General features: G+C 64.2%; 17 protein-coding genes. 14 read left to right on the forward strand and 3 right to left on the reverse strand.

Features of this window, described 5'->3' with window-relative positions:
• Positions 1-147 precede the first annotated feature (147 nt).
• Positions 148-1,182, forward strand: a complete 1,035-nt coding sequence (locus HIM68_RS07905; RefSeq protein ID WP_367647470.1) for a hypothetical protein — start codon at positions 148-150, stop codon at positions 1,180-1,182.
• A 13-nt stretch (positions 1,183-1,195) separates the two neighbouring features.
• Here HIM68_RS07905 and def read toward each other — a convergent pair whose 3' ends face one another.
• On the reverse strand, positions 1,196-1,768 hold the full coding sequence (gene def, locus HIM68_RS07910; RefSeq protein WP_172171172.1) for a peptide deformylase: 573 nt from the start codon (positions 1,766-1,768) through the stop codon (positions 1,196-1,198).
• 382 nt (positions 1,769-2,150) lie between these two features.
• Between def and cysK the strand changes: the two genes are divergently transcribed.
• The 11 genes from cysK to HIM68_RS07965 all read left to right on the forward strand — a co-directional run bounded on the left by cysK (position 2,151) and on the right by HIM68_RS07965 (position 15,766).
• Entirely contained in the window at positions 2,151-3,077 is a 927-nt protein-coding gene (cysK, locus tag HIM68_RS07915; RefSeq protein WP_172171173.1) for a cysteine synthase A, read from the forward strand.
• 146 nt (positions 3,078-3,223) lie between these two features.
• On the forward strand, positions 3,224-3,898 hold the full coding sequence (gene epsC / locus HIM68_RS07920) for a serine O-acetyltransferase EpsC (protein ID WP_172171445.1): 675 nt from the start codon (positions 3,224-3,226) through the stop codon (positions 3,896-3,898).
• Positions 3,899-4,236: 338 nt separating this feature from the next.
• Positions 4,237-5,427, forward strand: a complete 1,191-nt coding sequence (locus HIM68_RS07925) for an LLM class flavin-dependent oxidoreductase (RefSeq protein ID WP_172171174.1) — start codon at positions 4,237-4,239, stop codon at positions 5,425-5,427.
• Positions 5,424-6,137 carry an NAD(P)H-dependent oxidoreductase gene (locus tag HIM68_RS07930; RefSeq protein WP_253903804.1) on the forward strand — a complete coding sequence of 238 codons (714 nt, stop codon included), beginning with the start codon at positions 5,424-5,426 and terminating at the stop codon, positions 6,135-6,137. Before HIM68_RS07925 ends, HIM68_RS07930 begins: the two co-directional genes overlap by 4 nt.
• Position 6,138: 1 nt before the next feature.
• A complete protein-coding gene (locus HIM68_RS07935) occupies positions 6,139-6,603 on the forward strand; it encodes a MarR family winged helix-turn-helix transcriptional regulator (RefSeq protein ID WP_139468888.1) in 465 nt (154 codons plus the stop codon).
• Positions 6,604-6,670: 67 nt separating this feature from the next.
• Positions 6,671-7,615, forward strand: a complete 945-nt coding sequence (locus tag HIM68_RS07940; RefSeq protein WP_172171175.1) for a 2-hydroxyacid dehydrogenase — start codon at positions 6,671-6,673, stop codon at positions 7,613-7,615.
• Between the two features lie 189 nt (positions 7,616-7,804).
• Positions 7,805-9,517: a dihydroxy-acid dehydratase gene (gene ilvD / locus HIM68_RS07945; RefSeq protein ID WP_172171176.1), complete on the forward strand. Its 1,713-nt coding sequence runs from the start codon at positions 7,805-7,807 to the stop codon at positions 9,515-9,517.
• Between the two features lie 498 nt (positions 9,518-10,015).
• Positions 10,016-10,999 carry an ABC transporter permease gene (locus tag HIM68_RS07950; RefSeq protein WP_139468885.1) on the forward strand — a complete coding sequence of 328 codons (984 nt, stop codon included), beginning with the start codon at positions 10,016-10,018 and terminating at the stop codon, positions 10,997-10,999.
• Between the two features lies 1 nt (position 11,000).
• Positions 11,001-11,918 carry an ABC transporter permease gene (locus HIM68_RS07955; protein WP_139468884.1) on the forward strand — a complete coding sequence of 306 codons (918 nt, stop codon included), beginning with the start codon at positions 11,001-11,003 and terminating at the stop codon, positions 11,916-11,918.
• Complete coding sequence (locus HIM68_RS07960; protein WP_367647471.1) at positions 11,911-14,016, forward strand: dipeptide ABC transporter ATP-binding protein; 2,106 nt, start codon at positions 11,911-11,913, stop codon at positions 14,014-14,016. Before HIM68_RS07955 ends, HIM68_RS07960 begins: the two co-directional genes overlap by 8 nt.
• A 52-nt stretch (positions 14,017-14,068) precedes the next feature.
• Complete coding sequence (locus tag HIM68_RS07965) at positions 14,069-15,766, forward strand: ABC transporter family substrate-binding protein (RefSeq protein WP_172171178.1); 1,698 nt, start codon at positions 14,069-14,071, stop codon at positions 15,764-15,766.
• 77 nt (positions 15,767-15,843) lie between these two features.
• On the opposite strand, the gene HIM68_RS07970 is transcribed toward HIM68_RS07965, so the two are convergent.
• Positions 15,844-16,425, reverse strand: coding sequence for a hypothetical protein (locus HIM68_RS07970; RefSeq protein WP_172171179.1), 582 nt, complete (start codon positions 16,423-16,425; stop codon positions 15,844-15,846).
• A gap of 56 nt (positions 16,426-16,481) precedes the next feature.
• Here HIM68_RS07970 and HIM68_RS07975 point away from each other — a divergent pair, with 56 nt between their 5' ends.
• Together HIM68_RS07975 and mdlC are read left to right on the forward strand one after the other, a co-directional pair.
• Positions 16,482-17,423, forward strand: a complete 942-nt coding sequence (locus HIM68_RS07975) for a D-2-hydroxyacid dehydrogenase family protein (RefSeq protein ID WP_172171181.1) — start codon at positions 16,482-16,484, stop codon at positions 17,421-17,423.
• Between the two features lie 96 nt (positions 17,424-17,519).
• Positions 17,520-19,166 (forward strand): benzoylformate decarboxylase, encoded by a 1,647-nt coding sequence (gene mdlC, locus HIM68_RS07980; RefSeq protein ID WP_172171183.1) that lies wholly within the window; start codon positions 17,520-17,522, stop codon positions 19,164-19,166.
• A gap of 141 nt (positions 19,167-19,307) precedes the next feature.
• On the opposite strand, the gene HIM68_RS07985 is transcribed toward mdlC, so the two are convergent.
• Positions 19,308-20,129: an aldo/keto reductase gene (locus HIM68_RS07985; RefSeq protein WP_139468878.1), complete on the reverse strand. Its 822-nt coding sequence runs from the start codon at positions 20,127-20,129 to the stop codon at positions 19,308-19,310.
• Between the last annotated feature and the right edge of the window lie 3 nt (positions 20,130-20,132).

The raw sequence follows: 20,132 nt of genomic DNA on the forward strand, positions 1-20,132 counted from the left end.
ATCCAGCCACACCCTCTAGACTGTGCGTCCAAGGGAACCGACCGGTTTCCCGAGCACAGCGGAGGGTGTGGCTGTTCGCATTCCCCGCAACCGATGGCCCGCAGGGACAGGGCCGAGTGCGTGACCCACACGCGTGGAGGTGAAGCGGTGTCTGAGTGGAAATCGCTGTGGAAGAGCGAATGCGGGAAGTCCGCGCCGATCTATCGGGTGCTCGTGCCCGACAGCGTCAACGAGGCGGTGCTGCGAGCCTGGAGTGCCCGCGGATACCGCTACACGGCCGGAGCCCCGAGCGCGATCATGCTCACCGGTGGGATGAGCCGGAACTTCTTCCGCTCCAGCGTCCTGTTCAAGGGCGGCACTGCCGCCGGCACCGCCGTGACCGCGGGATTCGCGGCGCCCGGGGGACTGGCTCTGGTCTCGGGATTCGCCGATGCCGCACTGACCTTCGGCGGAATGGGTGCGGCCACGGCATTGGGCACCGGAATCTTCGCCGCCGTCACCGGGCCCAAGTACCTGCGTGACCCGAAGCGACTGAGTCGGAAGAACCGGCGCAAGGTCTCAGGCGCCCAGTGGGTGACTCCGGCCAGTCTCGGCTATCTGCCAGGGCGCAAGGAAGGCCGGGACACCGACGAACAGCGTCTGTTCCATCTCGCGGTCACGATCGCTCGCAAGATCGTGCGCACCCGTGCCTGGACCCACCCGATACTCAAAGACCATGTGTCCCGCGTCGACCTCGACCATGCCGTGGCCTCCATCGGAGTGCGGCTGCAGGAACTCGTCAGCCTGCGCGAGGAGATCGAAGGCATCCGCGATGCGGGAACCGCGAAGTCGGTGGAGACCTATCTGTCGAAGCTGGCCGTCGCCTTCTCGTCGATGGCCCGCCGGGTGGAATCGATGCACGAATACTATGAGCGCCTCCTCGAACTCGATCAGCAGCTGATGCTGCTGCACAACTCCGAACGCTCCCGCGAGCTCGGCGATCGAGTGCTCGATGTGCTGTCTCGCACCGCCGCCGATGATTCCGCCGATTGGCAGTTCAGGGAGCTGCGCATCGATGCGGATTCGCAGTCGTCGATCATCTCCGGACTCGTCGCCGAACTCGACCAGACTGCCGATGATTTCGACGACTTCGACTCCCGGCTCGCCGCGGCTCAGAAGTCCGTGGACGAACTCGAAGCCTGAGCTCGCCCCCGGCTCAGTGACCGAAAGGGTCGGGGTCGACTCCCGGCATCCATGACAGGCCCGGCTGATCAAAGCCGTGAGCCTGCTGGGCCTTCTTCCACTTCTTCGACCACCGCTTGTCGAGACGGTCGACGTAGAGGGTTCCCTGCAGGTGGTCGTATTCGTGCTGCATGATGCGCGCGAACCACCCGTCAGCGCTCAGGGTCACCGGTTCGCCTTTCTCATCGAAGCCGTTGACGGTGACCCTGTCGGCACGTTTGAGGGGGAAATCGAGACTCGGAACCGACAGGCATCCTTCGGTCTCATCGTCGGGATCAGGACGGGTATCGGGAACCTTCGAGGCAATGAGCACGGGATTGACGAAGGTGCCGCGACGACGCACCCCATAGTCATCGTCGGCGTTGAACACGAAGATGGACTTGCCGACACCGATCTGCGGTGCGGCCAGTCCGACACCGTTGCTGGCGTCGAGCGTCTCGTGCATGTCTGCGACGAGTTCGGCAAGGTCCTCGTCGAACTCGGTGATCTTCTCGGCACGACGATGCAGAACGGGCTCGCCGTAGACGACGATGGGATGAATAGCCATGAGGACAATCGTATCGGTCACCTGAGACCGTCTCAGACTCCGCCCGATCGCAGCGCTCGGGCGCGATCTCGGGGGAGGGGCGCCTCGGTGATCGTGTCCACCGATTGCTCAGCGGTTGATCGTATCCCGCGCTCGATCGGGTGGATGGATATGCGGCCATCTCGGGTATGTGATAGGGGCCGTCATAAAGTTTCGCCCCCAGCGAACACAGATTGTTGAGCAACATATCTGGGAACACGTTCACGGTCGGCGTGGTTATGATGAGGGCAAGCCGTCTCGGACCACGAGATGCAAGCTGTCGCTCCACCCGTTCAGGTGCACGTCCGCCGAACGGCGAGTGGCCGCCGACGGCGGTGCACAAAGAATCGTGAAAGGACTTACTTTGACCATCTTCAACAACGTCTCCGAACTCGTCGGCCGCACGCCGCTGGTCCGCATCAACAAGGCCAGTGACCGGTCGGGCGCCGAGATCGTGGCGAAGCTCGAATCCTCGAACCCTGGCAACTCCGTCAAAGACCGCATCGGCGTGGCGATGATCGACGCCGCCGAGAAATCCGGCGAACTCAAGCCCGGCGGAACCATCGTCGAGGCGACTTCGGGCAATACCGGCATTGCGCTGGCCATGGTCGGCACCTCCCGAGGTTACAAGGTCAAGCTGACGATGCCCGAGTCGATGTCGAAGGAACGTCGCGCTCTGCTGCGCGCATTCGGAGCCGAACTCGTCCTCACCGACAAGGCCGAAGGCATGAAGGGTGCAGTGGCTAAGGCTGAAGAGCTTGCTTCCGACGGCGCCGTGCTCGTGCGCCAGTTCGAGAACCAGGCCAACGCCGAGATCCACAAGGCCACCACTGGTCCCGAGATCCTCGCCGACACCGACGGCAAGGTCGACATCTTCGTCTCCGGCATCGGCACGGGCGGGACCATCACCGGCGCGGGAACCGCGCTGCGTGAGGCCAACCCGGATGTGAAGATCGTCGCCGTCGAGCCCGCCGCTTCGCCGCTGCTGACCGAAGGCACGGCCGGACCGCACGCGATCCAGGGCCTCGGCGCGAACTTCGTGCCCAAGGTGCTCAACACCGATATCTACGACGAAGTCGTCGATGTCGACAACGACGACGCCTTCGAGCGGGCTCGCGCCGTCGCTCTCGAAGAGGGCCTGCTCGTCGGCATCTCCTCCGGCGCCGCACTCTTCGCTGCCGAAAAGGTCGCGTCTCGACCGGAGAACGCCGGCAAGCGCGTCGTCGTCATCATCCCCAGCTACGGCGAGCGGTATCTGTCGACTCCGCTGTTTGCCGAGTACATGGACTGACTCCATGGCAGCGGCACGAGGGCGTCAGACTTCGGTTTGGCGCCCTCGCTGTCTGAGACGTTCCCTGTCGGAGGGTCGCGGGAATTCTTCCGACCGGATCCGACTTGCACGAGATAGACCGAGACGACTGAGCAAGGGAGTCAATGATGAAGGCACTGTGGGCAGCGGCCGCGGCAGCTGCGGGGGCGGCCGCCTTTGGGCTGAGCCGACCCGGTGTGCGCGAGACGCTGAGAGAAGACCTCGAGACGGTGAAGCGACGCGATCCGGCGGCGCGCAATGATTTCGTCTCCCTGGTCTCCTACCCCGGGATGCATGCCATCTGGGCGCACCGCGGACTCCACCGGCTGTGGCAGCACGATGCCGGAAAAGTTCCGGCCCGACTGATGTCCCAGCTCGTGCGGACGCTGACCGGGGTGGAGATCCACCCAGGGGCCAGGATCGGGCGTCGCTTCTTCATCGACCACGCCAACGGAGTCGTCATCGGGGAGACCTCGGAAGTCGGCGACGATGTCATGCTCTACCATCAGGTCACCCTCGGCGGTACGTCGATGGCACAGACGAAGCGCCACCCGACGATCGGCAACCACGTGCTCGTCGGAGCCGGGGCGAAGATCCTCGGCCCCGTCGTCGTCGGCGACAACTCCGCGGTCGGAGCCAACGCCGTCGTCGTCAAGGACGTGCCGGCCGACTCGAGCGCTGTCGGCATCCCCGCGATTGTGCGCTCGAAGAAGAAGGACGGCGCCGCTTCGGCGAAGGCGGGAGCCGAGTCGTCGACGACGCACCCGGATTTCGTCCTCGAGGATCCGGCCCTCTGGATCTGAGTCCACCGCCGCGGCCATGCTCCGGTTCGCTGCTGTGCTCAGCGAACCGGTCTCGGCGAACAGACACGAAAAGCGGTTCCTGCCTACGGGCGGGAGCCGCTTTTCGTGCATTGTTGGGGCGATCCACGGTGAAAATCGGGCTGGAAACACCGTGGATCGACCCAACAATCGACCGTTTGCGGTCATAGCCTCGCGCCCCACCCAGGTGACCGCTCTGGGGCCGGGAATACTTTCGCGACCATCTCTGTTAAGATTTCAACTAGTTACTTCAAAATTGAAGTTAGTCCAATCAGCAGGGCGGCTGCGAGAACCGCAGCAGCCCAGATGCAGGAGGCGTCATGGAATTCGGAATCTTCACTATCGGCGATGTCACCACCGACCCCACCGACGGCACCACCGTCAGCGAACACCAGCGGATCAAGAACACCGTCGAGATCGCCAAGAAAGCTGAGGAGGTCGGACTCGCCGTCTTCGCCACCGGGCAGCACCACAACCCACCCTTCGTGGCCCCGGCGAACCCGCCGGTCCTGCTGGCCAACATCGCCGCACAGACGGAGAAGCTCGAACTCTCCACGGCGACCACGCTCATCACCACGACCGATCCCGTGCGCATCGCCGAGGACTACTCGTACGCGCAGCACCTCTCCGACGGTCGCATCAGCCTGATCATGGGCCGCGGCAACACCGGCCCCGTCTACCCGTGGTTCGGCAAGGACATCCGTGCCGGCATCCCGCTGGCCGTGGAGAACTACAACCTGCTCTACCGTCTGTGGCGGGAGAAGAACCTCGACTGGGAAGGCAAGTTCCGCACACCGCTCAACGGCTTCACCGTCACCCCGACCCCACTGGACGAAGTGCCGCCGTTCGTCTGGCACGGATCGATCCGCAGCCCCGAGATCGCCGAACAGGCCGCGTACTACGGCGATGGGTTCTTCCACAACAACATCTTCTGGCCGACCTCGCACACCGCGCGGATGGTTCAGCTCTACCGTCAGCGCTATGAGTACTACGGCCACGGCACGGCCAGCCAGGCGATCGTCGGCCTCGGCGGTCAGGTATTCATGCGCAAGAACTCCCAGGACGCCGTCCGCGAGTTCCGTCCCTACTTCGACAACGCCCCGGTCTACGGCCACGGACCCAGCCTCGAGGACTTCTCGACGCAGACTCCGCTGACCGTCGGCTCGCCGCAGCAGGTCATCGAGCGGACCCTGAGCTTCAGGGACTGGGCTGGGGACTACCAGCGCCAGCTCTTTCTCATCGATCATGCGGGACTGCCGCAGAAGACGGTGCTCGAACAGCTCGACCTCCTCGGCGAAGAGGTCATCCCCGTCCTCCGCGAGGAGTTCGCGAAGGGCCGCCCGGCCGACGTCCCCGACGCTCCCACCCACGAATCCCTCGTCATCCGCCATCGCGAAGGCCGGGACCCGATCCCCGGCGGCGGAGAAGGTTCCCGCGCCTTCGAGGACCGTCAGGCACGCGCCGCCGAAGCGGCCCAGAATCCGACACAGGAAGGAGCCGACCGCTCATGAGCACGAACACGATGAACATCGTGGCCGTGACCACCTCCCTGAGCGAGGACTCGACCACGCTCAAGCTCACGAACCGGATCCTCGGTCAGACCGCCTCGGCGGGGGAATCGGTGGGCATCGACGTGACCACGGACGTCATCAACGTCCGCAACCTCGCCACCGCGCTCACGGATATGACCCTGACCGGGTTCCGCTCCGAAGCGTTGGAGCAGGCCTTCGCGACCATCGCCGCCGCCGATGCGATCGTCACCGTCGCACCGGTGTACAAGGCAGCCCCCGTCGGCCTGCACACCCTGTTCTGGCAGCTCGTCGACGACAGGGCGCTGAGCCGCAAGCCCGTGCTCATCGCCTCCACCGGCGGCACCGCCCGCCATTCGCTGGCCGGGGACGCGGTGCTGCGGCCGATGCTGTCCTACCTCAAGGGCATCGTCGTGCCCACCACGGTGTTCGCCGCGACCGACGACTGGGGAACCGTTGAAGGCGGCCGTGCGCTGACCGCCCGGATCCGCCAGGCGGGGGAGGAGCTCGTGTCCCTGACCGCAACGATCATCGGGGCCGGAAACGACGACCTCGCCGAGGTGGCCGACCCCGATTCGCACGCAGGTGCAGGGGCGAACGCGACCCGGGTCACCTCCTCGGCGAATCGCGGAATCGTCGACGAATTCGACCCGGCGAACGTCACCCCGTTCGCGCAGCTGCTCGAGGGCTGAGATGACGGAGATCAGATTCGGGCTCGGCAGGGAGGCGCTGGCGCAGAACGCGTGGCGGACCTATTTCGAGACCTCGCAGCGCCTCCGTCAGGCCCTCGAGGTCCAGCTCAAGGACGATGCAGGGCTCGACGTCAGCGACTACAACACTCTGCTCCTGCTGTGGGAGGCGCCGGAGCGGACGCTGACGATGAGTGCCCTGGCGAAGAAGCTCGTCTTCTCGCCGTCGCGGCTGAACTATCGGATCAAGGTCCTCGTCGACGCGGGACTGGTGACGAAGACCCAGTGTCTCGATGACGGGCGTGCCCACAATGTCGCTCTCACCGAGGCGGGGGCACGGGCATTCCTGTCCGCCGGGTCCCAACACAAGAGCTATGTCGACGAGATCTTCTTCGATCATGTCAGCGATGCCGAACTCGAGGTGATCGAGGCCGTCTTCACTCGGATCGGAAGAGCGCTGCCCGAGTGACGAGGCCCGTCATCTCAGAGTGACGAATCCCTCGGCACCGGGCCTGGCCGCGTGCCACAATGAGGGCATGTCCATCACCACAATCGCCTTCCCGAACTCCGAGCTCCGCAACCTTGTGATCGCTCGGATCCCCGCTCACCAGCGCGCGAACGTCGACCTCGTCGTCTTCTCCGATTCCGAACGGTCGGCCAAGCTCAGTCGTGACGATGTCGATGTCGTCATCCTGCCGTACATGGATTCCGGGCCGACGATCGAGCTGCTCGACGAGCTGCCCAACCTGCGCATGGTCATCACTCAGACGACCGGATTCGATCCCGTCGCCCACCTGCCCGAACGCGGAATCCAGGTGGCGACCGCCTCCGGCGTGCACACCGGGGGCACCGCCGAGCTCGCCCTGGCGCTGACCCTGGCCAGCCTGCGCGGAATCGATGACGCCGTGCGCTCGCAGGTCTCGCGGGTATGGGAGCACCAGCGTCACCGCTCGCTGCAGGACCGGCGGGTGATGATCATCGGCGTCGGCGAGATCGGCTCGGCCATCGCCGACCGCTTCGACCCCTTCGAAGTCCAGCTCACCCGAGTGGCCTCGACCGCACGTGAGGACGAGCGCGGGAAGATCCACGGCGTCGACGAGCTGCCGGAACTACTGCCCCACACCGAGGTGGTCGTGCTCATCACCCCGCTCAACGAGGGCACCCACCACCTCGTCGATGAGAAGTTCCTCAGCCTGCTTCCCGACAATGCGCTCATCGTCAACGTCGCCCGCGGCAAGGTCGTCGACACGGAGGCGCTTGTGGCGGAACTCGCCGCTGGCCGGCTCCATGCCGCCCTCGACGTCACCGATCCGGAGCCGCTGCCGCGCAACCACGCGCTGTGGGGCACCCCGAACACCCTCATCACACCCCATGTCGGAGGCGACACCTCGGCGTTCGAACCACGGGTCGTGAAGATCCTCGCCGAGCAGGTCAGGCGGATCAACGACGGCGAGCAGCCGGTCAATCTCATCAAGGCCTGAGATGCCGTGAGCTGGGGCCCGAGGCGCAGCGAAACGCGGGCCTGCATCGCCGGCAATAGGTCACGCGAATCTGACCTAAGCAGGGCCGGAACATGTCCCCGGGGTCGGACTCTCGCATGGTTCCCACGAGAGGTTCCACCATGCGAGAGTCCGGCATGCGGATGCTGAAATCGGGCGTAGCATGCCTGCATGAGCATCGATACAGACAACACCACTCCCGACATCAAACCCCGTTCTCGCGATGTCACGGACGGCCTCGAGGCCACCGCCGCACGCGGCATGCTGCGCGCCGTCGGCATGGGCGACGACGACTGGGTGAAGCCGCAGGTCGCGATCGCGACCTCGTGGAATGAGATCACCCCCTGCAACATGTCGCTGCAGCGTCTCGGTTCGGCCGCCAAGGAAGGCGTCCACGAGGCCGGTGGCTTCCCGCTGGAATTCGGCACCATCTCCGTCTCGGACGGAATCTCGATGGGCCACGAGGGAATGCATTACTCGCTGGTCTCCCGCGAGGTCATCACCGACTCCGTGGAAACCGTGATGAGCGCCGAACGACTCGACGGCTCCGTGCTCATGGCCGGCTGCGACAAGTCGATCCCCGGAATGCTCATGGCCTCCGCCCGCCTCGGGCTCTCGAGCGTCTTCCTCTACAACGGTTCGATCATGCCCGGAACCGCGAAGATGGAGGACGGCTCGGAGAGGGAAGTCACCCTCATCGACGCCTTCGAAGCCGTCGGCGCCTGCCGTGCGGGCACCATGTCCCAGAAGGACGTCGACGCCATCGAGCGCGCCGTCTGCCCCGGTGAGGGTGCCTGCGGCGGAATGTACACCGCGAACACGATGGCCTCGGCCGCCGAGGCCATGGGCATGTCCCTGCCGGGCTCGGCTGCTCCGCCGGCCATCCACCGCAACCGCACGATGTTCGCTCGCAAGTCCGGTGAGGCTGTTGTCAACATGCTGCGCCAGGGCATCACCACGAAGGACATCATCACCCGCGAATCGCTGCACAACGCGATCGCCGTGGTCATGGCCTTCGGCGGTTCGACGAACGCGGTCCTCCACCTGCTGGCCATCGCGCACGAAGCCGGAGTGGAGCTCGAACTCGATGACTTCAACCGCATCGGCGACAAGGTTCCGCACCTGGGCAACGTCAAGCCCTTCGGCCAGTACGTGATGAACGACGTCTTCAAGATCGGCGGCGTGCCCGTGATCATGAAGGCCCTCCTCGACGCCGGTCTGCTCAACGGCGACTGCCTGACCGTGACCGGCAAGACCGTGGCCGAGAACCTTGAGTCGATCAATCCGCCGGACCCGGACGGGAAGATCCTGCGCGCGCTCAACAACCCGATCCACGCCACCGGCGGCCTCACCGTGCTGCAGGGGTCTCTGGCTCCTGAAGGTGCGGTCGTGAAGTCCGCGGGCTTCGACGCCGACGTCTTCGAAGGCACCGCTCGCGTCTTCGACCAGGAGCAGCCGGCCATGGACGCCGTGCTCAACGGAGAACTGAAGAAGGGCGACGTCGTCGTCATCCGCTATGAAGGGCCCAAGGGCGGACCCGGAATGCGCGAGATGCTCGCGATCACCGGCGCCATCAAGGGCGCGGGCATCGGCAAGGACGTCCTGCTGCTCACCGACGGTCGCTTCTCCGGCGGTTCGACCGGCCTGTGCATCGGCCACATCGCCCCCGAGGCAGTCGACGGCGGTCCGATCGCGCTCGTCGAGGACGGTGACAAGATCACCGTCGATATCGCGGCCCGCTCGATCGAGCTCCACGTCGACGAGGAGGTGCTGGCCGAGCGTCGCAAGACCTGGACGCTGCCCGAGAACCACCGCCTCACCGGTGTGCTCGGTAAATACGCGAAGCTCGTGCAGTCGGCATCGAAGGGCGCGGTCTGCTTCTGATCCAGTTCAAGGTCCGTTGCTGATTCCGCTTGCCTTCGGGAGACGCTCAGCGATACTGAACGGTTCCACCATCGCCGAGGCGGTGCAGACATCACGTCTGCACCGCCTCGGCGATTTCGGTGGGGAACGTTCCTGAGCACAGCACGGACCGTTCCGACCCGGCGACACGCGACTGCAGTTACCGAAAAGTTACTTCGGCGTGTCGCGCGGATTTCCGGGCGACACGGCGCCTTGTCACAATCAATACTGCAAGGGAAGTTTGTGCAACAGGTCACATGGAGATACAGTGCGAATTACGTTCAGTCTTCTGTGATGAACCATTGATGATTCACTCATAGTGGCTGATCAGAGGAAAATTCGCGCAAAGGAACCTTGATCGTTGATGATTCGCACCGCTTACCCGATTCGCCGTGAGATCTACTCCCAGCTGCCGGGTCCCATGCACCATTCCTCGACGTCCAGTGAGGCTCGGCTGATCCCTGTGTCGTAGTCGGCGCCATGGGAAAGTACGTCCTGCGGCGGTTCATCAACTACTTCATCCTCGCGTTCATAGCGACGGTCACCGCCTACATCACCTCCAGCTCATTCATGGATCCGGCCTCCCGATACCGTGGCCAGAATCCGCCGCTGTCAGAAGATTCGATTCGGTCCATCCTCAACGGCCACGGCACGAACCCCGAAGTCCCGATCCTCGAGAGGACCTGGCACTGGCTGACGAACATCTTCCTCCATGGTGATTTCGGCACGACGGTCCACAACTCGCCTGTGCTGCAGGAGATCCTCGTTCGGGCAGGTGTCAGCCTCAAGCTCCTGCTCATCGGATCGATCATCGGAGCCATCCTCGGTGTGATCCTCGGCGTCTGGGGAGCCGTCAAGCAGTACAAGGCATCCGACCAGGTCGTGACCTACGCGTCCTACCTCATCATCGCCACTCCGACATTCGTCATCGGCGTGATCCTCATGATCATCGCCACTGGATTCAACAATGCACTCGGCACGACCCTCATCCGCTTCTCGGGTGACTACTCGGCGAATATCGACCCTGGCTTCATCCCGTGGTTCACCGACCAGGTGTCACATATGCTGCTGCCGACCCTGGCGCTCGTGCTCATGGGCGCCGCGACGTACTCGCGCTACCAGCGTTCGGTCATGCTCGACGTGCTTGCATCGGACTTCATCCGCACCGCCAGGTCCAAAGGGCGCACCCGCAGAACCGCGTTGGTCAAGCACGGCGTGCGCGTCGCACTCATCCCGATGTCGACGTACTTCGCCTACGCGTTCGGCACCCTGGTCGCCGGCTCCTCGATGCTCGAGGTCGTCTTCTCATGGAACGGCATGGGCCAGTTCACCATCAATTCGATCCTGCAGTCCGATATCAACGCGGCCGCAGGCTCCGTTCTCTTCGTCGCAGTGCTCACGCTCCTGGCCTCGACCCTGTCCGAGGTGCTCTATGCCGCACTCGACCCGAGAGTGAGGATCTGACATGGCAACAGATATTCCGATCTCCACAGAGCCCGACACCGAGGTGGTGACGAAGCGTTCGAAGCCGACCTCTCGGGCGATGCTCATCTGGCGCCGCCTGCGCTCGACCCCGCGGTTCTGGGTCGGCGGGATCCTACTCGCATTCTTCGTTCTCTTCGCTCTGTTCGGCAATACCATCAACATCTATTCTCCGACCGACCAGGATGTCTTCGCACTCAATGAGGGCCCGAGCGCCCAGCACTGGTTCGGTACGAACACGATCGGCCAGGACATCTACGCTCAGACCGTCGTGGGACTGCAGAAATCCCTGCTCATCGGCATCATCGCCGGGCCGTGTGCGAGCATTCTGGCCGCCATCATCGGTTCGACGGCAGGCTATTTCGGTGGTCGCGTCGAGACGATCATCGTCTGGTTCATCAACCTGCTGCTCGTGCTGCCGTCCTTCTTCATCCTTGTGCTCATGGCGCCTCTGCTGAGGCAGCTGTCGTGGACGGCCATCGTCGTCTTCCTCGTGCTCTTCGGTTGGATGATCATGGCTCAAGTCGTGCGCAACCAGACCAAGGCAATCAAGGATCGCGACTTCGTCCGAGCCGCCCGCTATATGGGGGTTTCGACTCCGAAGATCCTCAGCCGTCACATCATTCCCAACGTGGCCTCGATTCTCATCGTCGATGCGACGCTCGGCGTCGTCTCCGCGATCCTTGCCGAGACCTCCCTGAGCTACTTCAATCTGGGCATTCAGAAACCCGACGTGTCGATCGGCACACTGCTGGCCGAAGGCTCCGGAGCGGCGGCCACGCGTCCCTGGCTGTTCGTCTTCCCCGCAGGGGTGCTCGTGCTCATGCTCTTCGCGATCAGTCTCATGGCCGATGCCCTGCGGGATGCGATCGATCCGACCTCAGGAGTCAACCGTGACTGAAACCCTTGACATCGACCTCGCCCCCGTCACCGCGGCAGAACCCATCCTTGAGGTCAGAGACCTGACGGTGACCTTCCCCAACCCCAAGGGCGACGTTCAAGCAGTGCGCGGGGTCAACTACGAGGTCAGACCGGGCGAATTCCTCGGCATCGTCGGCGAATCCGGGTCAGGCAAATCCGTGTCCTCGATGGCTGTGATGGGTCTGCTTCCCTCCACCGCTCAGATCGCCGGCTCCATCCGGTATCGCGGGCAGTCTCTTCTCGACATGAACGACCACCAGATGTCGAAGCTGCGTGGCCGCGAGATCGCCATGGTCTTCCAAGATCCGCTGTCGGCACTGACTCCCGTCTATACGATCGGAGAACAGATCTCCGAGGGTCTGATCATCCATGACCCGAGCCTGTCGAAAGAGGCGGCGAACGACCGGGCGATCGAACTGCTCAGAATCGTCGGCATCCCAGGGGCGGAACGGCGGGTGAAGTCATACCCCCACGAGTTCTCCGGAGGCATGCGGCAGCGAGCCATGATCGCCATTGCGATCGCCAACGATCCGGATCTCATCATCGCCGACGAGCCGACGACGGCATTGGACGTGACGATTCAGGCTCAGATCCTCGACGTGCTGCAGAAGGCACGCGAGATTACCGGTGCCGCGATCGTGCTGATCACTCACGACCTCGGTGTAGTGGCCGGAAACGCCGACCGAATCGCTGTCATGTACGCGGGCCGCCTCGTCGAGACTGGGGGAGTGGAGCAGGTCTTTCACCGCCCGCAGATGCCCTATACGACAGGGCTGCTGCGTTCGGTGCCGAACCTTGCCACAGCGGGAACCCAGAGACTCGTTCCGCTCGAGGGCAAACCGCCGTCGCTGTCGAATCTTGCGCCGGGGTGCCCATTCGCACCGCGTTGTCCGATCGCGGTCGACAGATGTCGCGAGGTCGAGCCCGAACTCGTCGAACACGGAATCGCCGGCGTGCAGGCCGCCTGCCATCGTGCCGACGAGATCGCCCGGGGCGATCTGGAAGCCAAGGACATCTACCCGCGCCCCGACCCGGTGGCGACTCGGGTGAAAGACGACGCAGCCCCGAACATCCTGGAGGTCACCGGTCTGCAGAAGCACTTCCCTCTGCTCAAGGGTGCCGTGTTCAAGCGACAGATCGGCACGGTGAAAGCTGTCGACGGAATCGATCTCGAGATCAAGGCCGGCCAGACCCTCGGACTGGTGGGCGAATCGGGCTGCGGGAAGTCGACGACGATCGGTGAAGTCCTGGAGATGGTCGCTCCGCAGAAGGGACGGCTGGTCATCAACGGCATCGATGTCGCGGACCTGAACAAGCGTGAACGTCTGGCCATGCGCAGAGACGTCCAGGTCGTCTTCCAGGATCCGATGGCCGCAATCGACCCGAGGCTGCCGGTCGGCGAAGTGATCGCCGAACCGCTGACCGTGCACAAAGTGCCGGCTCAGGAGCGCAACGACAAGGTTGCCGAGATGCTCGAACTCGTCGGCCTCGACGCGTCGATGGCCGAACGTTATCCGCATGAGTTCTCCGGTGGGCAGCGACAGCGCATCGGCATCGCGCGGGCCCTCGTGACGAACCCGAAGCTGCTCGTCCTCGACGAACCCGTCTCGGCTCTCGACGTCTCAGTCCAAGCAGGTGTCATCAATCTGCTCGAAGACCTGCGTGACACCTTGGGACTGTCCTATCTGTTCGTCGCTCACGACCTCGCGGTCGTCCGCCAGATATCGGACTATGTCGCCGTGATGTATCTCGGCCGGATCGTCGAGTACGGCGAATCCGACGCGCTCTATCGGCAGCCGCGGCACCCCTATACACGTGCACTGATGTCAGCGATCCCCGTTCCCGACCCAGAAGTCGAGCGGTCTCGGGAACGGGTGCTGCTCACCGGAGATCTGCCGAGCCCGACCGATGAGATCTCCGGCTGCAACTTCCGCACCAGGTGCCCGCTGTTCAACCTGCTGCCGGACGGGGACAGGCAGGTGTGCCTGACCGATGACCCCCGTCCGCGTCCACTGGACGGCGACCTCGTCGCCTGCCACCATGCGGAGCGGATCACGGAGCTCGACACCGCGACCTGAAGCCGCACCCATAGCCCACCTCGAGGAACACCACACTAGAAATGAGGAACTCATGAGAATGAGGAAGAAGGCGACAATGGTCGTCGCCGCGACCGCTGCGCTGGGCCTGGCACTGTCCGGCTGCCAGCAGGCGAACAAGGACTCCGGCGGAGTCGACAGCGACAAGGCGGACAAGGAGATCTCCGGGCTCCCCACCACCGACTACCAGAAGGCCGGATACGACGAGGTCAAGGACGGCGGCACGCTGACCTACCCGATCACCGAGATCCCCGCGAGCCTCAACTACTACCACGCCGACGGCGCCCATGTGGACAACAACAACATCTACGGCACCACCTTGGGCGGACCGGTCAAGATCAAGGATGACGGCACCTGGGAAGTCGACAAGAACTACGCCGAGAGCGTCGAGATCGCCAGCGAGGATCCCCTGGTCATCGACGTCAAGCTCAATAAGGACGCCGTCTGGGAGGACGGCACACCGATCGACGTCGACGACTACAAGGCTTTCTGGCAGACTCGCGACGGCAAACACGACGAGTTCGAGGTCGCCTCGACCAAGGGCTACGAGGACATCGAGAAGCTCGAATCCGGCAAGGACAAGCACGACGTCAAGGTCACCTTCAAGACCCCGAACATCGACTGGCCGAACTACATCGGCGCCTTCCTGCCCAATGAGATCACCGAGGATGCCGACTCCTTCAACAAGGACTACACGAAGAAAGTCCTGCCTTCGAACGGTCCCTACAAGGCCGACAAGGTCGACACGAAGTCCGGCGTCATCACCATGGTCAAGAACGACAAATGGTGGGGACAGGAACCCAAGCTCGACAAGGTGATCTTCAAGGTCGTCTCTCAGGCACAGCAGGCTCAGGCCTACGCCAACAAGGAGATCGACCTTGTCGATGTCGGCACCGATGGCGACTCCTACAAGACCGCTGGCAAGCGCGAAGACGGAGAGATGTACAAGTCGCAGGGCATGGAATACACGCACCTGACGATGAATGCGAAGAAGGGTGCGCTCAAGGAGCAGGAAGTCCGTGACGCGATCGGTCATGCGATCAACCGCGAAGCCATCGCCCAGGCTGCGATCGGCCCCGTCGAAGCACCGGTGACTCTCATCAACAACGTCACATTCATGCCCGGCCAGGAAGGCTACCAGGACAACACCGACGGCAGCCTCGACTTCGACCAGGAGAAGGCGAAGAAGATCCTCGACGACGCCGGCTGGAAGGAAGGCGATGGGGGTGTCCGCGAGAAGGACGGAGAGAAGCTCCAGTTCAAGATCGTCGTTCCCGCCGATACCGCTTCGAATGCCCAGCGTGCCGAACAGGTGATGAAGGACCTCAACGAGATCGGCTTCAAGGTCGAAATCGAAACCGTTCCGGTCGCCGCGTACTTCGCCGACCACGTGCTCAACGGCAACTTCGAGATGGCGACGTTCACCTGGCAGGGCACAGCCTTCCCGATCTCCTCGGGATCGAACCTGTTCTACCCGGCGGATTCCGCGCAGAACCACTCGAAGATCTCCAGCGATGCGATCGGCGAGAAGTTCAAGGCTGCGACGAAGACACTCGATCCGGCCGAGGCGAAGAAGCTGGCGAACGAGGGCGATGCCGAGGTTCTGAAGCTCAAGCCGCTCATCCCCTTCTACCCGACACCATATGTGTGGGGCGTGAGGAATGACGTCCTCAACCTCGGACCGCGCCAGCTCGAAACACCCGACTGGACCGAGATCGGCTTCAAGAAGTGATGCACTGATCGATTGAAGCCTTCCGAGACTGCCGGCCCCGTGGGATCACGTTCCCCACGGGGCCGGTCCTTCTGTGTTCAGATGAGTCCGACTGCCACCAGGAGCACCAGCACCAGAGTTACCCCGATGACGCCCCGGCTCCATCGAGTGCTGACGTCCTCGGCAACGCCGGACGGACCTCTTCGCACAGCCGTTCCAGGGGCATGGGCCTGAGCATGCTCCCATCGACGCAGCAGCTCGAACGCGGGGTGAATGTCCAGAGACTCCGGTCGCGTTCCGCCGGTCAGTCCGGAATCGATCTTCCGTCGCGGCATTCCGGGGGCGTTCCACGGTCGAATGGTGCGTTCGACCCCCTCCGCCGAGGCGGTTTCGATCGTCACGACAGAACCCAGCCGAATATCACGGATTCGGGTGAACGGCACCGTCGTCGTACGCAGGATCTCCCTGACCTCCACCTCGTCGGTTCCGACGACGAGAGCCGGCCGCCAGAGGACGATGAACGCGAGCCAGCCGATGAGTACGAGTCCTGGACCGAAACGGCCGACGGTGTCCCACGCCCCGCGCAGCAGCGCGTCGCCGAGGAGGAAAGCGAGGAACGCCCACACGATGACCGTGATGATGGGGCCGCTGCGTTGTCTCAGGATGATCGGTGCACTCACCAGCCCAGCCTATCGGCTCTAGGATGTAGGTCACACGACTTCAGGAGAGGAACACAATGCGCATCGTCGTTCTCGATGACTATCAGCAGGTGGCAGGCACGTTCGCGGACTGGAGCGGTCTCGACGCCGAGGTCGAGTTCATCGATCGTCACATCGTCGACGACGATGACCTCGTGCAGGTCCTCTCCGGCGCCGAGGTGGCTGTGGCGATGCGGGAGCGAACCGCCTTCACCGCCGGCCGGCTGGAACGGCTGCCGGACCTCCGTCTGCTCGTGACCACGGGACGGGTCAACGCCTCCATCGACGTGGAGGCGGCGCGTGCGCAGGGGATCGTGGTCTGCGGAACCGAGTCGACCACCTCGGCGACACCGGAGCTGACCTGGGGACTCATCCTTTCCGTTCTGCGCAGCATCCCGGCCGAGGACGCCGCCGTGCGAGGCGGCGGCTGGCAGTCGACCGTCGGGGGAGACCTCGATGGGCACCGCCTCGGCGTGGTCGGTCTGGGACGTCTGGGAACGAAGGTCGCGCGGGTCGGTGCGGCCTTCGGAATGGACGTCGTGGCGTGGAGCCAGAACCTCGACGCGGAACGGGCGGACGCCCTGGGCGTGCGCGCGGTGAGCAAGGACGAACTGTTCTCCACCGCGGACGTGGTGACGATCCACTACAAACTCAGCGACCGCAGCCGAGGACTCGTGGGAGCCGCCGAACTTGAGACGATGAAGCCCGACAGCATCCTCGTCAACACCTCGCGCGCCGGACTCGTCGACACCGACGCGCTCATCACCGTGCTGGAAGCAGGTGGGATCCGTGGGGCCGGACTCGACGTCCACGACGAAGAGCCGCTGCCGGTGGACCATCGCCTCCGCAGCACACCGCGCACTGTGCTCACCCCGCACCTGGGATACGTCACCGAAGACACCTATCGGATCTTCTTCACTCAGGCGGTCGAGGACATCGCAGCCTGGGTCGCAGGAGAGCCGATCCGCGTGCTGGGCTGAGCCGACTCGAATACGCCAACGGATATGGTGAGGTGGGAGCGGCGCCACACAACTCGGCTCCTCCGTGCGAGAACTATGAACGAAAGCAGAGGCACAATGGTCGACCAATCCGACAGAGACGACGGAGAGAAGACAGTCCTCGACGCGAGTCTGGAGGTCTTCCGTGCCCACGGGATGACGACGATCTTCGGAAATCCGGGATCGAACGAACTGCCGTTCCTCGCAGGACTGGGCGACGACTTCCGGTTCGTCCTCGGTCTGCACGAGCAGGTCGTCGTCGGTATGGCCGAAGGATTCGCACGGGCCACGGGAGGGCCGGCGTTGGTCAATCTGCACGCCGCCTCGGGGTCGGGCAACGGCATGGGGGCGTTGACGAACGCCCACTACGGCCACGTTCCGCTGGTCGTCCTCGCAGGTCAGCAGGTGCGCCGCACCGTCGGTCAGGAGGCGATGCTCGCCAGCGTCGATGCCTCGATGCTGCCCGCCCCGCTGGTGAAGTACTCGCACGAGCCGCTGTCGGCCACCGACGTGCCGCGCACGCTGTCGCAGGCGGCACTCGAGGCAACCGCCCAGCCGAGTGGTCCCGTCTATGTGTCCGTTCCGCTCGATGACTGGGACGAACCGGCACTACCCGACGACGCACTGTTGGCGAAGCGTTCGGTGACGACGGCAGGAACCATGCCGGAGTCGTTGCGCCGCGAACTCACGGACGTCCTCGACGGGGCACAGAACCCTGCCCTCGTCCTCGGCCCGCAGGTCGATGCCGCCGCAGTGGCTGATCCGACGGTCTATGAGGACGCAATGGTGCTGGCCGAACGCCTGAACGCCTCCGTCTACGTCGCACCCTCACCAACGCGGTGCCCGTTCCCGACCACCCATCCGAATTTCGAAGGCGTCCTGGTTCCGGGCATCCGATCGGTGCGCGACCGGCTCTCCGGCCACGACGTCGTGCTCGTCATGGGAGCCGCCACGTTCCGGTACCACCGCTGGGAGCCGGCGAACTATCTGGAGCCGGGCACCGAGGTCATCCAGATCACCCAGGACCCGCGTGAGGCGACACGGGCACCGTTCGGCCGCGCCGTCGTCGCGGACGTCGCGACCGCGCTCGCCGACCTCGCTGCAGCGACGACGGATCGAGGAACTCGCCGAGGCGACCGTGGGTCTCGAATCGTCACCTCCCCGCCGCGGTCAGAGCAGGGAATGACCGGCACCGAGGTGCTCGCCGTGCTCAACGATCATGTCGACGACAGCGTCGTGTACGTCAATGAGACGACCACCCTCGACCTCGACTACCTCGAGCGGATCGTCATCGACAGGCCGGGCATGTACCACTTCCCGGCCTCGGGAGGGCTCGGCTTCGGGCTGCCGGTCGCGCTGGGTTTGGCGATCGGCGACCCGGAGAAGACCATTGTCGCCACCGTCGGTGACGGGTCGGCGAACTACGGGCTCACAGCTCTGTACACGGCCGCCCAGTTGGGCACGAAGACGATCTTCGTCATCGTCAACAACTCCGGCTACGGTGCGCTCTCCGGATTCGCCGAGCGGATGGGCGTCCCTGACACCCCGGGGCTGACTCTGGGCACGATCGACTTCGTGTCGTTGGCACAGGGCTACGGTGTCCCGGCCAGCCGGACCACGACTCGCGAGGAATTCGACGCGGCCTACCGTGAAGCGCTGCAGGCCGACGGACCGGTGCTCATCGACGCCGTCGTCCTCGGCGTCGACGGGCGGACGGTGGCGTGACAGAACGACGAAGCCGCCGGAGAGTCGGAACTCTCCGGCGGCTTCGTCATTGCTCGACCTGACTGCCCAACCGGCCACGTCGGTCACGATCGTTGGTCGGGGTGGGCCGCCTCGGCGAGGTTTTGGTCGAACCTGAACGGGTCAGTTCACCTCGGCGGGATCGGCCGAGACGCGGCCGCCGTTTTCGAGCGCGTCGATGGCTGCCACCTCGGCGTCGGTGAGTTCGAAGTCGAAGACGTCGAAGTTCTGCTCCATGCGGTCGCGGTTGTTCGACTTCGGGAAGACGACGTGACCCTTCTGCAGGTGCCAGCGGATGATCGCCTGAGCCCAGGACTTCTCATGGGCGGCGGCGATCTCACCGATGACGGTGTTCGCGTAGTCGACCTTGCCCTGGCCCAGCGGACCCCAGGCTTCGATCTTGATGTCGTGCTCGGCGAGCAGCGGACGGGTCTCGACCTGCTGGAACTGCGGGTGGACCTCGATCTGGTCGACGGCCGGGATGATGCCCGTATCGAGGATCTCCGGCAGGAAGCGGTGGTCGAAGTTCGAGACGCCGATCGAGGTGGTCAGGCCCTGGTCGCGGTAGCCGGGGAAGGCCTCCCAGGTCTCGACGGAGTTCTTGTTCGCCGGGGTCGGCCAATGGATGAGGTAGAGGTCGACATGGTCGAGGCCGAGCTTCTCCAGGGATTCTCCGAGGGCCCGCTTGGATTCCTCCGCACCGTGGCGGTCATTCCACAGCTTGGTCGTCACGAAGAGTTCGTCGCGGGAGATCCCGGACTTCGCGATGGCCCGGCCTACGCCTTCCTCATTGCCGTAGACGGCAGCGGTGTCGATGTGGCGGTAGCCGACTTCGAGGGCGTCGGTGACGATGCGTTCGGTCTCGTCGGGGTCGACCTTGAAGACGCCGAATCCCAGCTGGGGGATCGTCTTGCCGTCGTTGAGAGTGAGTGTGGGAACCGTCATGGT

Origin of the sequence: Brevibacterium sp. CT2-23B (genome assembly GCF_013168765.1) — a bacterium.
Taxonomy (GTDB): Bacteria; Actinomycetota; Actinomycetes; order Actinomycetales; family Brevibacteriaceae; genus Brevibacterium; species Brevibacterium sediminis.

Excerpts from the sequence above, each read along its gene's own strand:
- def (WP_172171172.1), bottom strand. The coding sequence starts at position 1,768 with ATGGCTATTCATCCCATCGTCGTCTACGGCGAGCCCGTTCTGCATCGT.
- epsC (WP_172171445.1), top strand. The coding sequence starts at position 3,224 with ATGAAGGCACTGTGGGCAGCGGCCGCGGCAGCTGCGGGGGCGGCCGCC.
- HIM68_RS07925 (WP_172171174.1), top strand. The coding sequence starts at position 4,237 with ATGGAATTCGGAATCTTCACTATCGGCGATGTCACCACCGACCCCACC.
- HIM68_RS07930 (WP_253903804.1), top strand. The coding sequence starts at position 5,424 with ATGAGCACGAACACGATGAACATCGTGGCCGTGACCACCTCCCTGAGC.
- HIM68_RS07935 (WP_139468888.1), top strand. The coding sequence starts at position 6,139 with ATGACGGAGATCAGATTCGGGCTCGGCAGGGAGGCGCTGGCGCAGAAC.
- HIM68_RS07940 (WP_172171175.1), top strand. The coding sequence starts at position 6,671 with ATGTCCATCACCACAATCGCCTTCCCGAACTCCGAGCTCCGCAACCTT.
- ilvD (WP_172171176.1), top strand. The coding sequence starts at position 7,805 with ATGAGCATCGATACAGACAACACCACTCCCGACATCAAACCCCGTTCT.
- HIM68_RS07950 (WP_139468885.1), top strand. The coding sequence starts at position 10,016 with ATGGGAAAGTACGTCCTGCGGCGGTTCATCAACTACTTCATCCTCGCG.
- HIM68_RS07955 (WP_139468884.1), top strand. The coding sequence starts at position 11,001 with ATGGCAACAGATATTCCGATCTCCACAGAGCCCGACACCGAGGTGGTG.
- HIM68_RS07965 (WP_172171178.1), top strand. The coding sequence starts at position 14,069 with ATGAGAATGAGGAAGAAGGCGACAATGGTCGTCGCCGCGACCGCTGCG.
- HIM68_RS07975 (WP_172171181.1), top strand. The coding sequence starts at position 16,482 with ATGCGCATCGTCGTTCTCGATGACTATCAGCAGGTGGCAGGCACGTTC.
- mdlC (WP_172171183.1), top strand. The coding sequence starts at position 17,520 with ATGGTCGACCAATCCGACAGAGACGACGGAGAGAAGACAGTCCTCGAC.
- HIM68_RS07985 (WP_139468878.1), bottom strand. The coding sequence starts at position 20,129 with ATGACGGTTCCCACACTCACTCTCAACGACGGCAAGACGATCCCCCAG.